At 59.7% G+C, this 14292-nt stretch carries 14 protein-coding genes; 4 read left to right on the forward strand and 10 right to left on the reverse strand.

Annotated features, from left to right (window positions below; all coding sequences use genetic code 11):
• Positions 1-2244: a phosphoenolpyruvate--protein phosphotransferase gene (ptsP, locus tag NWQ23_RS10200; protein WP_306166213.1), complete on the forward strand. Its 2244-nt coding sequence runs from the start codon at positions 1-3 to the stop codon at positions 2242-2244.
• Here the strand turns inward: ptsP and NWQ23_RS10205 are convergent.
• Positions 2235-3038 carry an EcsC family protein gene (locus NWQ23_RS10205; RefSeq protein ID WP_306166215.1) on the reverse strand — a complete coding sequence of 268 codons (804 nt, stop codon included), beginning with the start codon at positions 3036-3038 and terminating at the stop codon, positions 2235-2237. The two genes, ptsP and NWQ23_RS10205, sit on opposite strands and share 10 nt — an antisense overlap.
• A 31-nt stretch (positions 3039-3069) precedes the next feature.
• Positions 3070-3570, reverse strand: coding sequence for a GNAT family N-acetyltransferase (locus tag NWQ23_RS10210; RefSeq protein ID WP_306166216.1), 501 nt, complete (start codon positions 3568-3570; stop codon positions 3070-3072).
• Between the two features lie 69 nt (positions 3571-3639).
• On the opposite strand from NWQ23_RS10210, the gene NWQ23_RS10215 reads away from it, so the two are divergent.
• A complete protein-coding gene (locus NWQ23_RS10215) occupies positions 3640-4245 on the forward strand; it encodes a flavin reductase family protein (protein ID WP_306166219.1) in 606 nt (201 codons plus the stop codon).
• On the opposite strand, the gene NWQ23_RS10220 is transcribed toward NWQ23_RS10215, so the two are convergent.
• Positions 4242-5858 (reverse strand): SulP family inorganic anion transporter, encoded by a 1617-nt coding sequence (locus tag NWQ23_RS10220; protein WP_306166221.1) that lies wholly within the window; start codon positions 5856-5858, stop codon positions 4242-4244. The genes NWQ23_RS10215 and NWQ23_RS10220 overlap by 4 nt on opposite strands.
• Positions 5859-6031: 173 nt before the next feature.
• Here NWQ23_RS10220 and NWQ23_RS10225 point away from each other — a divergent pair, with 173 nt between their 5' ends.
• Together NWQ23_RS10225 and NWQ23_RS10230 are read left to right on the forward strand one after the other, a co-directional pair.
• On the forward strand, positions 6032-6913 hold the full coding sequence (locus NWQ23_RS10225; RefSeq protein WP_306166223.1) for an S-methyl-5'-thioadenosine phosphorylase: 882 nt from the start codon (positions 6032-6034) through the stop codon (positions 6911-6913).
• A complete protein-coding gene (locus NWQ23_RS10230) occupies positions 6910-7440 on the forward strand; it encodes an adenine phosphoribosyltransferase (RefSeq protein WP_306166225.1) in 531 nt (176 codons plus the stop codon). The genes NWQ23_RS10225 and NWQ23_RS10230 overlap by 4 nt, the downstream gene beginning before the upstream one ends.
• A 41-nt stretch (positions 7441-7481) precedes the next feature.
• Here the strand turns inward: NWQ23_RS10230 and NWQ23_RS10235 are convergent, their stop codons facing one another.
• From NWQ23_RS10235 to NWQ23_RS10265, 7 genes are read right to left on the reverse strand one after another with little or no spacing between them, the layout of a single operon-like run.
• Positions 7482-7898, reverse strand: coding sequence for a VOC family protein (locus NWQ23_RS10235; RefSeq protein WP_306166227.1), 417 nt, complete (start codon positions 7896-7898; stop codon positions 7482-7484).
• A gap of 26 nt (positions 7899-7924) precedes the next feature.
• Positions 7925-9337 (reverse strand): FAD-binding oxidoreductase, encoded by a 1413-nt coding sequence (locus NWQ23_RS10240; RefSeq protein ID WP_306166229.1) that lies wholly within the window; start codon positions 9335-9337, stop codon positions 7925-7927.
• A gap of 60 nt (positions 9338-9397) precedes the next feature.
• A complete protein-coding gene (locus tag NWQ23_RS10245) occupies positions 9398-10522 on the reverse strand; it encodes a cobalamin-independent methionine synthase II family protein (protein ID WP_306166231.1) in 1125 nt (374 codons plus the stop codon).
• Between the two features lie 21 nt (positions 10523-10543).
• Positions 10544-11509 (reverse strand): cupin domain-containing protein, encoded by a 966-nt coding sequence (locus tag NWQ23_RS10250; protein WP_306166233.1) that lies wholly within the window; start codon positions 11507-11509, stop codon positions 10544-10546.
• A 32-nt stretch (positions 11510-11541) separates the two neighbouring features.
• Positions 11542-12528, reverse strand: coding sequence for an ester cyclase (locus NWQ23_RS10255; RefSeq protein ID WP_306166235.1), 987 nt, complete (start codon positions 12526-12528; stop codon positions 11542-11544).
• Positions 12525-13529 carry a LacI family DNA-binding transcriptional regulator gene (locus NWQ23_RS10260; RefSeq protein ID WP_306166237.1) on the reverse strand — a complete coding sequence of 335 codons (1005 nt, stop codon included), beginning with the start codon at positions 13527-13529 and terminating at the stop codon, positions 12525-12527. The genes NWQ23_RS10255 and NWQ23_RS10260 overlap by 4 nt, the downstream gene beginning before the upstream one ends.
• A complete protein-coding gene (locus tag NWQ23_RS10265; protein ID WP_372340123.1) occupies positions 13529-14287 on the reverse strand; it encodes an SDR family NAD(P)-dependent oxidoreductase in 759 nt (252 codons plus the stop codon). Before NWQ23_RS10265 ends, NWQ23_RS10260 begins: the two co-directional genes overlap by 1 nt.
• Between the last annotated feature and the right edge of the window lie 5 nt (positions 14288-14292).

The raw sequence follows: 14292 nt of genomic DNA on the forward strand, positions 1-14292 counted from the left end.
ATGCCACAACGGCTAGAAACCGAAAGCCGCAAACTGCTTGGCAGACTGCGCGAGGCCTTGGCCGCTGACAACGAAGGTCAGGCACGGCTCGATGAAGTCGTGGGCCTTATTGCGGACTCGATGGGCACCGAAGTGTGCTCGATCTATCTGTTCCGCGACGCAGACACACTCGAACTTTGCGCGACGATGGGTTTGCAGCCTGAAGCGGTGCACCAGACCCGGATGCGTCTTGGCGAAGGTCTTGTGGGGCGTACCGCAAAAAGCCGGACGGTTATCAACACTGCTGATGCGCCTTCTTCCAAGGGCTTCCGCTACATGCCAGAAACGGGGGAGGAACGGTTCTCGTCCTTCTGCGGTGTGCCGATTCAACGCTTGGGCGATGTACTGGGAGTTCTGGTCGTCCAATCGAAAGACGCGCGCGAGTACACGCCAGACGAAATCTATGCCCTTGAAATTGTCGCAATGGTCATTGCCGAGATGACCGAACTGGGCGCCTTTGTTGGCGAAGGTGCGGCCCTTTCGGCCAGACATCAGAAGCCTGTGATGCTGCGTGGCTCGGTGGCGCAGGAAGGGGCGACCGAGGGGATCGTGTACCTGCACGAACCACGCGTCGTCGTGACAAATCCGATTTCGGAGGACCCCGAAAGAGAAACCACCCGCCTGCGCGAGGCGATCAATAATCTGCGCGCCGGTGTTGATGATATGCTTTTGTCCGCCAACTCGGTTGACGCGGATCAGGTTCAGGTCCTCGAAACCTACCGCATGTTTGCCAATTCCAGCAGTTGGCTCCGACGCATGGAAGAGGATGTGCAAAACGGACTGTCAGCAGAGGCTGCGGTGGAAAAGGAACAATCGCTTGCACGGGCGCGCATGTCTAAAGCCGCTGACCCTTACCTGCGCGAAAGGCTGCATGATCTCGATGATCTGTCGAACCGGCTTTTGCGCATCCTGACGGGCCAAGGGGCCGAAGCGCGTGCCGATATGCCGGAAAACCCAATCCTCGTGGCCCGCAACATTGGCCCCGGCGAATTGCTGGAATACGGCAAGAAAATCAAAGGGATCGTGCTGGAAGAAGGCTCTGTCGGCAGCCATGCCGCGATTGTGGCCCGCGCTTGGGCGATCCCGCTGATCATCAATGCCAAGGGCGTAACGAGCGAAGCCCTGAACGGGGACCGCATTCTTGTGGACGGCGAACAAGGCATTGCGCATTTGCGCCCCGATGAAACTGTGCAAGCGGCGTTTCGTGACAAGATCGACATGCAGACGCGGGCGCAAGAGCGCTATGCCTCGATCCGCGATTTGCCCGCGCAGGCCAAATGCGGCACGGTCATTTCCTTGCAAATGAATGCAGGGCTGATTGCGGACTTGCCATCTTTGGCAGGATCAGGGGCCGAAGGTGTGGGCCTGTTCCGCACCGAATTGCAATTTCTGGTGCGTAGCCAGATGCCACGTCGAGCCGAGTTGTCAGCGCTTTATTCACGGGTGTTCAAGGCGGCAGATGGCAAGCGCGTTGCCTTTCGCACGCTTGATATCGGGTCTGACAAAGTGCTGCCCTATATGAAGCCGAACGATGAACCCAACCCCGCGATGGGGTGGCGGGCGATCCGCGTCGGTCTTGATAAACCCGGCGTGTTGCGGATGCAGTTGCAGGCTTTTTTGCGCGCAGCCAACGGACGACCTTTGGCAGTGATGTTCCCGTTTGTCGCACAGATCAGCGAATTCCGCGCGGCCCGCACCGAAATGGACAAAGCGATAGAACGCGAAATCAAGCTCGGCCACCCGATCCCCGAAAAGATCGAAGTCGGTGCAATGCTCGAAACACCGTCACTGGCATTTGCCCCCGATATCTTTTTTGAAGAGGTCGATTTCGTCTCGATCGGCGGCAATGACCTCAAGCAGTTTTTCTTTGCTGCTGATCGCGAAAACGAACGGGTGCGCAAACGCTACGATACGCTGGATGTCAGTTTCCTCGCGTTCCTCGGACAGGTCGTCAAACGCTGTGCCGATAGCAACACACCGTTGTCCTTTTGCGGCGAAGACGCAGGTCGCCCCGTTGAAGCGCTGTGTTTTGCCGCTCTTGGCTTTCGGACACTTTCAATGCGTCCGGCATCGGTCGGGCCGGTCAAGCACCTGCTGCGGCGGGTTAATCTGGACGAGGTCAAAGCGGTCATGGACGAGGCGATTGCGCGCGGCGATCAGTCCGTTCGCCGTGCGGTCTCTGACTGGCTGGTCTATCAGGTCTGAGGCAGTTTACCTGCCGCCAAGGCGGCATGAAAGGCATCCGCAACAGGCTCTTCCCCATAGATGCGGGCTAGGCGTCGCAGCCCGAAATGCACATGCGCCATCGCCACATAGTAGTTGACGAAAGCGTAATTGGTACCGGCCCCTGCCGCTGCACCAAGCACAGGCACGGCCTGCGCGGCAAGCTTCTGCGACAGGACGGCGGCAAATTTCGGAGCGACCTTGCTGATCAATCCGTTCACCGCCGCCCCGGATATACTCAGCCTTGCACCGATGAAAGCGGTATCAATCCCGTCATCGCCACTGCCCGGCCCGCCCGCACCAAAGACCGCCAGACATTCCATCCTGGTTTCTTCGGCATGGGGGTCTTCGCCATATTCCACAGCGACATGATGCACAGCGCGGAAAATCACCGTCGTTGCCACAGGCAGTTCCGCAATCGCGGTCGGCAGCCCGCCAAAACCGCCCAATGCACCAGAAAGGGTTCCGATCAGCTTGTGAACACGATCTGACCCGATGTTCTGGCCCATGCCTCTGCGCGACCTGCTGGCAAGATCATAGCTTTGCCGCAGGGCCGCGCGCGCCAGTTCATCAATCTGGCCGCGCGCCGCGGCAGGCAGCATTTTCAGCCCGTCCTCAACCTGCCCGCCGACAAAGTTGATGGCGGACATCAGAACGCCATTCGCCTTGCGCTGACGCAAGGCAAGGCCTGCAATCTCGGCCCGCGCTGCATCATCCAGCGGTGCAGGCGGATTGGCGGGATTGATTTCTTTCATCTTGATGACCGGTTCGCGCATGCGATTGAGATGGGGGCGGCTTTGGCGAATTTCAATCGCGCATCGACACAACAGGTCCGCGCAGGTGATCCCAAGCCCCCTCCTGCAACGCCACTCCCAGAACGCGATCCGGATTGGTCGGTGGCGGCATCTCTACTCCGGTCAGTTTTTCAAACCCGAAACGCCCGTAATATGGCGCGTCACCCACAAGCATGATCCGCGCGTGCCCCATGCTGCGCGCCTCGGCCAGACACCGGTGCATCAGCATCGCAGCCACACCTTCGCCCTGCCGTGTCGGGTGAACGGCAATTGGCCCCAAAAGGATCACCTCATGCTCGCCCACACGCACCGGCCAGTTCCGTACCGCACCTGCCAAGATCCCGTCCATGTCCCGCGCGGTAAGGCAAAGCGGTGCTATCGGATCGACACCTTCGCGCAAGCGGTAAGACGAAAGGGCCGACCGCCCGGGCGCAAAGCAAAGGTCATAGAGGGCTTCGACCTCCCACCAATCTGCTGCCGTTTCCTGGGCCAGTGTAAGTGCCGTTTGCTGCATGGTTCTTTCATCTGGCCAAAGACATTGGTGCAGGTTACCCCTTGGAAAACCGAACGAAAAGGCTGCACGATGTTTTACGAGCCAAAAAATGGGCACGGGTTGCCCCATAATCCATTCAACGCGGTCGTCACCCCGCGCCCGATCGGCTGGATCGCCACCCGCAGCGCCGAAGGCCACGACAATCTGGCCCCCTATTCCTTTTTCAACGCGGTCGCTTACGAGCCGCCACAGGTCATGTTTGCCTCGACCAGCGCCAAGCCCGACCGCGATGGCACCAAGGACTCGGTCGCCAATATCCGCGAAACAGGCGTCTTTGCGGTGAACGTCGTGGAATACAGCGCGCGCGATCTGATGAACCAGACCTCTGGCCCGTGGGACCGCGCAACCGATGAATTTGCGCTGGCCGGGGTGGAAAAGGCAGACTGCACCATGATCAATTGCCCCCGCGTCGCAGGCAGCCCAGCCACGCTGGAATGTAAACTGACCCAGATCGTGCAATTGCCCGGTGCTGCCAATTTCGCTGTCTTCGGAGAGGTCATCGGCGTGCATTTGCGCGACGATTGCATGGTAGATGGCATGTTTGACCTGACCACCTTTAATCCCCTGACCCGTTTGGGATATCAGGATTATTCAGTGATCCGCGAGGTCTTTAGCCTCAAGCGCCCGGGGAATTAATGGCCTCCGATGATCCCTGTCTTGACGCTGTAATCCACCGCCAGTTCATAGTCCGGATCATCATCACTATCGACGACAAGATGCCCTGCCTTTGACAAAAGCCGGTGACAGTCGCGGCTGAGGTGGCGCAACTGGATACGCTTGCCTTCGTCCTCGTATTTCAGGGCCACCGCCTCGATGGCTTGCAAGGCCGACTGATCAACCACGCGGCTTTCGTCAAAATCAATGATGACAAGCGCAGGATCGGTGTCGATCTGGAACAATTCCGCAAACCCCTCGGAAGAGCCAAAAAACAGGGGGCCTTGCACTTGATAGACTTTCGCACCTTCGGGTGTCTGATAGGTGCGCGCATGGATGCGGCTTGCATTGTTCCACGCATAGGCCAGCGCCGAGACGATCACGCCAACCACAACAGCGGTGGCAAGGTCCGTAGCCACCGTCACAATCGTCACAAGGATCGTCACGAAAGCATCGGTGCGCGGCACCTTGCGCAGGATACGCAAAGAGTTCCACGCGAATGTCCCGATCACGACCATGAACATCACGCCGACCAATGCGGCCAAGGGAATCCGTTCAATCAACCCGCTGGCAAAGAGGATAAAGGCCAGCAGAAACAATGCTGCCGCAACGCCAGCGACACGGGTGCGCCCGCCGGATTTTACGTTGATCATGGATTGCCCGATCATCGCACAGCCACCCATGCCACCGAAAAACCCGGTAACGGTATTCGCAGCGCCTTGGGCGATACATTCCTGGCTCGCTCCGCCACGCTTGCCGGTCATCTCGCCCACAAGGTTGAGGGTCAGCAAGCTTTCGATCAGGCCAATGGCCGCGAGGATCACTGCATAGGGCAGGATAATCTGGAAGGTCTCCCACGTCAGCGGCACCACCGGCAGATGGAAGGGCGGCAGACCGCCTTCGATGCTGGCCATGTCACCGACCACAGGCACATCCAAGCCAAAACCGATCACAAGGGCGGCCACGATCCCGATCCCGGCCAATGGCGCAGGGACAGCTTTGGTGATCTTGGGCACAGCCCAGATGATCGCCATTGTCAGCGCCACCAAAGCCAGCATCAGAAAAAGCGGCGCACCGGACAGCCATTGCCCGTTGGCCATGCCGTGCCCTGCGGCCTCGGCCGTGCCGGGGACCTGGAATTGACCCATCTGGGCCAGGAAAATCACGATCGCAAGACCGTTCACAAAACCCAGCATCACCGGATGCGGCACAAGGCGGATGAACTTGCCCCAGCGCATGACCCCCACAAATATCTGGATCAGCCCCATCAGAACGACTGTTGCAAAGAGGTATTCCACACCATGCACAGCGACGAGGCTCACCATGACGACAGCCAGCGCACCGGTCGCCCCTGAAATCATCCCAGGCCGACCGCCAAAAAGTGCAGTAATCAGACCCACGATGAAAGCGGCATAAAGGCCGACCAAAGGCTCGACCCCCGCCACGAAAGCAAAGGCCACAGCCTCGGGCACAAGGGCAAGTGCAACCGTCAGCCCTGACAGAATCTCGACCCGTAGCCGCGCGGGCGTCAGCGGCGCATCGGGATCACGAAGCGAAAGACTGTCAGCGAAACTCGCTAAAAGGGCGCGGGCCATAAGATTTCCTGTCGTACCTGGGATGTTGGGGCGGGCCTATCGGACCCACCCGGGGTTGTCACCCCTTCAAAGGGGACCATTTTGCTGTGTTGCGGCAGTGGCACGGCGTGACCACTTCACATTTGGCGAAATCCGCTTCACTGTCCTTGGACCACGACAAAACGAGAGGGACGATGCAGACAAAGATCGGGATTATCGGCGGGTCCGGTATCTATGACATGGACGGGCTGGAAAATGCGGCGTGGGTCTCGGTGGACAGCCCTTGGGGGCAGCCTTCGGATGCGATCCTCACAGGACAACTGCACGGGGTTGCGATGGCCTTTTTGCCGCGTCACGGGCGGGGCCATGTGCATTCGCCCACAACGGTCCCTTACCGCGCCAATATCGACGCGCTCAAACGGCTGGGGGTGACAGATATCATCAGCGTCAGCGCCTGCGGGTCTTTCCGCGAGGAACTGGCGCCGGGTGATTTCGTCATTGTCGATCAGTTCATCGACCGGACTTTTGCGCGGGAAAAATCATTTTTCGGGACAGGCTGTGTGGCGCATGTCAGCGTGGCCCATCCGACCTGCGACAGGCTGTCGGACGCCTGCGAAACCGCAGGGCGCAACGCTGGCATCACGATCCACAGAGGTGGCACCTATCTGGCGATGGAAGGCCCGCAGTTTTCGTCCATGGCCGAAAGCAAAATGTACCGCCAATGGGGCTGCGATGTCATCGGCATGACCAATATGCCGGAAGCCAAACTCGCCCGCGAGGCCGAGATGTGCTATGCCTCGGTCGCCATGATCACTGACTACGACAGTTGGCACCCCGACCACGGGGCCGTCGATATCACCGAAATCATCGCCACACTGCAAGGCAACGGCAGCAAAGCCCGTGACCTGATCGCTGGCCTGCCTGCCTTGCTGGGACCTGAGCGCGCGCCCTGCCCGCATGGCTGCGACCAGGCTTTGGAATACGCGATCATGACAGCCCCTGACAAACGTGACCCTGCCCTTATGTCCAAACTCGACGCCATCGCCGGCCGCATCCTTTCGAAAGCACATGCATGAAAACCGTCCAAGACTATATCCGCACAATCCCCGATTTTCCGCATGAAGGGATCATGTTCCGCGACGTGACCACTCTGTTTAGTGATGCGCGCGGTTTCAGGATCGCCATCGACCAGTTGCTACACCCCTATGCGGGCCAGCCCATCGACAAGGTGGTGGGGCTGGAGGCACGCGGGTTCATCCTTGGCGGAGCGATTGCGCACCAGCTTTCGCTTGGCTTCGTGCCGATCCGCAAGAAAGGCAAGCTGCCCGGCAAGACCATCGAACAGGACTACACGCTCGAATACGGCAAGGCCACGATGGAGGTCCACGACGACGCGCTGCAGCCCGGTGAAAAGGTGCTGCTGGTCGATGATTTGCTGGCCACAGGCGGCACAGCCGAGGCGGGGATCAAGCTGATCGAACGCATGGGGGCCGAAGTCATCGGCTGCGCGTTCATCATCGACCTGCCCGATCTGGGAGGGCGCAAGAAACTCGAAGCGCTCGGCATGGCCGTGCATACGCTCTGCGCCTTCGAGGGCGAATAGCGGATTACCCATCTCTCCCACATGACCGACAACCGCCTGCGCTAACCGTCCCGTCCGGGATCGTCTCGATTATTCGAGAACAACGCAATCTTGTTTCCTTGAGGGTCGCGGAGGTAGCCAACATAAAAATGAGGCCCATAGGCCGCGCGAAAGCCCGGCTTGCCTTCGTCCGAACCGCCTGCGGCAAGGGCTGCGGCGTGAAGTTCACGAACCTGCATTTGACTGGGCGCCTCGAATGCAATCATCGTACCGTTACCCGCGGAAGCCGGACGCCCATCGAATGTTGGCTTAACATAGAAATCCGGAAAAACGGGAGGCTGCCCGGGTTCAACCGGCAGCGCGTAACTGAGGCCCTCTGGTCCCTCAGCAAGCCCGTAACCAAGGACTGGCAGGAAAGCCCCGTAGAAACGTTTTGCGCGAACCAGATCGTCTGCACCGACAGTTACATAGGCAATCATGCTCCGCGTCCCTTTCCGATGTTTGACTACTTCTGCCGCAACACAGCGCCGGGGTTCATGATCCCCAAAGGATCAAGCGCATCCTTGATCGCGCGCAACATGGCCAGTTTCGCGGGATCACCATAGGTCTCGAGGTCCTTGACCTTGAGCCGCCCGATCCCGTGTTCCGCACTCACCGATCCCTCCAATGCGTGGACCAGATCATGGACCACGCGCTTGACCTGCGGACGCTCAGCCTCATAGTCCGCACGGTTCCGGCCGGGCATGGGAAAGACGTTGTAATGCAGGTTTCCATCGCCCAGATGCCCGAAACAATTGATGCGGAACGCCCCGACCTGCGCCAAGGCCTGCCCCGCGCGGTCGATGAATGCGGGCACCGCACTGAGCGGGACAGAAATATCATGCGAACTGACCGATCCGATCCGGCGGTTCGCCTCTGGGATCGTTTCGCGGATGTACCAGAAGGCATCACGCTGGGCGTTGCTTTGGGCGATCACACCATCGGTGACCAGCCCTGCGTCAAAGGCCGCTTCAAACAAACCTTCAAGCGCGTCCTCGGGGCTCAGACCGCCGGGTAATCCCACATCAATCAGCACGCACCATTCAGGGATTTCCGCAAAGGGTTGCTTCACGTCCATCCCGACCTCGGCCAGAAAATCAAAGCCGTTGCGATGCATGATCTCGAACGCGGACACGCCATCACCGATCCGGCTGCCCGCCAGCGCCAGCAGTTCCAAAGCCGCCGCTGGCGATGGCACCGCCATCATCGCAGCCCCGACCCCGACCGGACGCGGCACCATTTTCAGCGCGGCCGCGGTGATGATACCCAAGGTCCCTTCGGCCCCGATCATCAGGTTGCGCAAATCATAGCCGGTGTTGTCCTTGCGCAAACGCGTCAGCCCGTGCCAGATCGTGCCATCAGGGCGCACGACCTCGACCCCGAGACATTGCGCACGCGCATTGCCGTAGCGCAGCACATTCACGCCGCCGGCATTGGTTGATAGCAGTCCACCGATCCGCGCCGATCCCTCCGAGGCCAGTGACAAGGGAAACAATCGCCCCACGTCTTCGGCGGCTTTCTGGACGTCCGCCAGAATCACACCGGCATCACAGACCAGAACGTTTTCAGACGGATAGATTGCGCGGATACGGTTCATCCGCTCCAGCGACAAGACCACTGGCCGCAGGCCATCCTGCAAAAGCTGCCCGCCCACCAAGCCGGTCCCGCCACTGTAAGGGACAATCCCGATCCGCGCCTCGGCACAGGCGCGCACGACGGCGGCCACCTCTTCGGTACTGCTTGGCGCCACAACAAACCCCTGGCCTGCCCAGCGCCCGCGCGGCTCTGTGACATAGGGTGCTGTGTCGGGCTTGAACGCTGCCGCAGGCAAGAGCCCATGCAAGATCTCTTCGAAAGCGGATGTGACTGGATTAAGCATGTGAGGCCCCCTCTTACCTTATGCTAAATGGGGCAAAACCGCAGGCAGTCCAACCGAATTCTAGCGCGCGAGTGCGGCCCCTTCGGCCAATGCGCCCAGCTTCGCATACGCGATCTGCGGATCGACGGCGCCAAAGCCTGCGAAGGTTCCGAAACCGCAATCCGATCCGGCAATCACACGCTCTGCACCGACGATATCGACAAAGCGCCCGATGCGCTCTGCCACAAGCTGGGGGTGTTCGACGAAATTGGTCGTTGTATCGACAACGCCCGGTACCAGCACCTTGTCATCGGGGATATCCGCCGCACGGTCACGGAACACGGCCCATTCGTGGCCATGACGCGGGTTCGATGTTTCAAACAGCACATAGCGCGATTTGGTCGACATCAGCGTGTCGAACATCTTGGCCATCGGGATATCGCAGACATGCGGCCCTTCATAATTGCCCCAGCAGATATGCACACGCACTTTCTCCGCCGGAATATCCGAAAGCGCATGGTTCAGCGCCTCCACATGGCTTGCCGCGATCTTGAGGAATTCATCATCCGACAGATCGTTGAACAGCATATGCCGCGACAGCGCCAGATCAGGACAATCCAGTTGCAGATCAAGGCCCGCAGCGACAATTGTCTCGTATTCCGCTTTCATCGCATCGGCCAAAGCGGCCAGGTAGGCCTCGCGGGTCTTGTAGAAATCGTTCTGCAAGAACAGCGAAATCACACCCGGCGATGCCGCATTCATGAACCCGCGCGCGGCACCATGCTGGGCCATCGCTGCTTGCAGGTTGGCGATATCCTTTTCCAACTCGCCCTGCCCTTTGGATGTCACTTCGCCCACGCACATCGGGCGGGCGTATTTCGGCGTGCCGCCTTCGGCCGCCAAGCGTTTGAGAAAAGTGGGAAAGAGCTTAAGATCAGCTGGCGCATTGCGCGGGCTGTCGCCGTCAAAGCCGGTGTAGCGGTCTTTGACATAGGTCGCATAGCTGATCTTGGATGTCTCGCCGTCGCTGACAATATCAATGCCCGCGTCCACCTGCTTTTTCACGGTGTCAGAGACAGCAACGGTCATGGCGGCGTCAAAATCAGCACTATCGTAAGGCGTGCCGTGTTCACGGGCGAAGATGAAATCGACAACCTCTTGGGTACGGGGCAAAGAACCCACATGCGTTGTTAAGACTTTCGACATTGCATCATCCTTTTGTTGTGTTCAGCCCTGCCACGTCGGACCAGCAGCGTCACCGGTGGCAACCACATGGTACAAACTGGCCTCGCCCGTCATGGAAGGGACGGCATTATGGGGGATGTTTTCGGGGAACGACATTGTGTCGCCCGGTGCCAGCGTGACACTGCCGCCATCCCAATTGACCCGCCAATGCCCACGCATCGGCATAAGGACCGAAGGGCGGTCATGCTGGTGCATCTCTTCAGAGGCAGAGTTACGGTTCATCAAGGCGACCTCGAAACCGGGCCTGTCTTTCAAGACGCCCTTTTCGCCGATCACCTGAATGGGGGTCTGGTCGGCCATCGCCATCAGGTCCCAATACCGCGCGACAAAACCGGGCACGACCGTGCGGGCTGTAGGCTCGGGGAAATCGGCCAGTTCGGCCTCGGTCAGAACAGGCATCAGGCCGATTCCGTCCGGCAGGCTTTGGCCCTTCTTGCTATCGTAGAGCTTGCCATTGTCACCAAGAACCAAGCCGTGGGCTTGCGCATCCTCGATCACTTGCGGTGCCCAGATGACTCCACCGCCCGCATCGTCACCGCCAAGCACAGCCATGATCATCCCGTAATCAGTGCCGATATTTTCGAACCCGCGGAAAATGCCGGTCGGGATATTGATGATATCGCCTTCTTCCAGCACGACCTCGCCTGCGGTTCCCCAGCGCCCCCAGAAAAACCGCCAGCGGCCTTTCAGAACAAAGAACACCTCGGCCGTGCGGTGGCTGTGGAGCGAGTTGCGGCATTTGGGCGGTTGCCCCGCCGCGCCGATGTTGAACCCATGCGGGATGGCGATATGGACGTGCTGGTCGGGGCTTTCCGAGACACCGCCACCGATGATGGTGAAGTTCTCTTTCTGGTCCGATCCCGGCGTATGGGCGTCTATAAAAGCCGTCTTGCAGGGGCGCAGATCACCATAGCGCACGATCCGGCTTTCCATTTCAGCGGGGGTCATTTGGTCTTCCTTTTTTCACACGAGCCAAAGGGCTAACCTTTTGACTGCAACAAGATCTGCTTCCAGATCGCGACTTCATCATAAAGCGCAAACTCGCGGCGCAGGCCGACGCCGTCCGGCCCGTAGGGTCCGAATTCAGCGTGGCAAATGCCCATCACATGCACATGCGCGCCTGTCGGTGCGCCGAAACTGCCCCAGCCGTCGTGCAGGCCATCCAGCGACCAGCGGATCGCGGCGCGGGGGCTCAGCATATCGGCATCCATCCCGATCTGATGGTGAATCTTGAACGCTGCCTGCGGAAAAGACGACCGCAGCCCGACCCAGAACGCCAAAATTCCGTCCCATCCCGTGACCCGCTTTGCACCGGCATATTCACCGATGCAGGCGCGGTCATAGGTATCGCGGATATGGTTGAAATCGTGCTGCATGATCCGCATCAGCGTGTCGGCATAGCGCTGGCCCCACGGATTATCGTTCCCTGTCCCGTGATAGCCGCCATCGACATCCATCGCGGGGGTAAACGGCTTGCTCGCCATGTCCGGCCCGCCTTCGCGCGCGATCAGGCCTGCGGCATAGTCGCGGGGGTCCATCCCCAACTGCCGCACGATGCCGCCATAGTCGCGCACCAGCCATTCGTCATAGATCGTGTCTTCCTTGGCGGCACAATCGGCGATGACATAGACCTGCCAGTGCTTGCCTGTCGCAGGCCCGAATTGCCCGTCGCGGGTATGTGTGGCTTTGGTCAGCAAACGATGCGAGGACAGATAACCGGTGATTTCATCGCCCGACCAGATCACATCTTCGCCCAAGAGTTCCCTGTCAGGAAACTCGTTGATCGTCGCCATCGTCGAGGCGATGACGGCCTGATTGCCGATGCTGACACCCATGGGCGAGCGCACGGGTATGTCGGGGGCATAGTAATGATTGAGCGTACCCACACCGCGATCTTCCCAAATCTCTTTGGTGATCCCGATGATGTAATCGGGGAAATCTTTCCAGCGGTTGGAAAAACCCTTCATGTCTTTGGTCCTTTGGTGGTGCCGCGCTGGATCAGCGGGCTTTCGATTTCCAGACGCCGTGGCGCTGTTGCGGGGTCTTCGATCCGTGTGAGCAGCATATTGACCGTTGCATCGACCATCCGGTTGACCGGCTGCCGCATCGTGGTCAGGTTATAGGCAGGCCATGCGGCCAGCGGGACATCATCATAGCCGACAATGGCCACATCATCAGGGACCCGCAGCCCAAGGTCGTGGCGCAGCGTATCCAGCACGGCAAAGGCCATATGGTCATTACCGACAAAGATCGCATCCGGCGGCGTGGCGCTTTCCATCATTTTTCGCGCGGCCGCCGCAGCCGTTTCGCGATCGAACATCCCGTCGATCACAGGCACATCCTGCCCGTGTTCGGCCAGAACCGCGCAGAATCCGCTTTGCCGGTCTTGCCCGGTCGAGGACCCGGACCAGCCGCTGATGTGCGCAAGCCGCCGATGACCGCAGGACAGCAAGAACTCTGCGACATGCCGCCCGCCCAGCTTGTTCGCCGAGGTCACCGAAGAGATATCATCGCCCGCCTGACCCCGGTTGAACATCACCACAGGGATGCCCGCCGCCGCACAACGCTGGGTCAGATCATTGGTCATCCCGACCGAGGCGGTAATGATTCCGTCCACCTGATAATCCAGCAATTGCTGCATGACTTCATCGGCATCACCCCGCGTATTGGCGGCTGTAAAGACCAGAATGTGATAACCCTTGGCCTGCAAGGCATTGGACAAAAGCTGCAAGGCCAGCGGATAGAACTGGTTGTCCAGATAGGCCACAACCAAACCGATGATCCGGCTTTTGCCGGTGATCATGGCGCGCGCCATCATATTTGGCCGATACCCTAGCTCGGTTGCGGCCTTGCGCACTTTTTCGACCGTTTTGGCGCTGGCTGAGGCGCCGGGCGTAAAGACGCGGCTAACAGCGGATTGGCTGACCCCGGCCCGTTCGGCCACTTGCAAGGATGTCACCTTTTCCATCAATCCGCCGTCCAGCCTCCGTCGATCAACAGATGGGTGCCGGTCATGAGTGCCGACGCATCAGAGGCCAGATAGACCACAGGGCCCATGATGTCGGTGACCTCGCCCACGCGGCCCAGCTTGATCTTATCCATGATCCACGCGACCCGTTCGGGGTTCTTGAAGGTCTGTTCGGTCAGCGGTGTGCGGATGAAGGTGGGGCAGATCGTATTGACCCGAATGCCCAGCGCGCCCCATTCGATGGCCATCGCCTTGGTAAAGCCCTCTACGGCATGTTTGGTCCCGCAATAGACCGCCCGGTCAATCCCGCCGACATGCGCCATCTGGCTGGTGATATTGATCAGGCTGCCCTGTTTGCCTGCCGCGATCAGCCCCCTGGCCACGGCACGGGTCAGGAAATAGGCCCCCTTGAAGTTGATATCACAGACCGCATCGAAATCTGCCGCGATCGTATCAACGGCAGGAGAATGGATCGCCAGTCCCGCCGAATTCACCAGCACATCGAACGGTCCGTGTTCCAGCACGGCCGTTTCTGTCGCGGCCACATCGGCGACGTCCAAGGTCAAAGCATCTGCGGCAAGGCCTGCCGCGTTAATTTCAGCGACGACCGCCTCTATCTTTGCGATATTGCGCGCGGCGACCGTGACCTTTGCGCCCGCATGGGCCAAGGCCACAGCGCAAGCCAGCCCGATCCCCGAAGACCCGCCCGCCACAAGCGCACGCTTGCCATCAAGGCGGAAGGAAGGAGTTTGAGGCAGGGTCA

Origin of the sequence: Yoonia sp. (genome assembly GCF_030731595.1) — a bacterium.
Taxonomy (GTDB): Bacteria; Pseudomonadota; Alphaproteobacteria; order Rhodobacterales; family Rhodobacteraceae; genus Yoonia.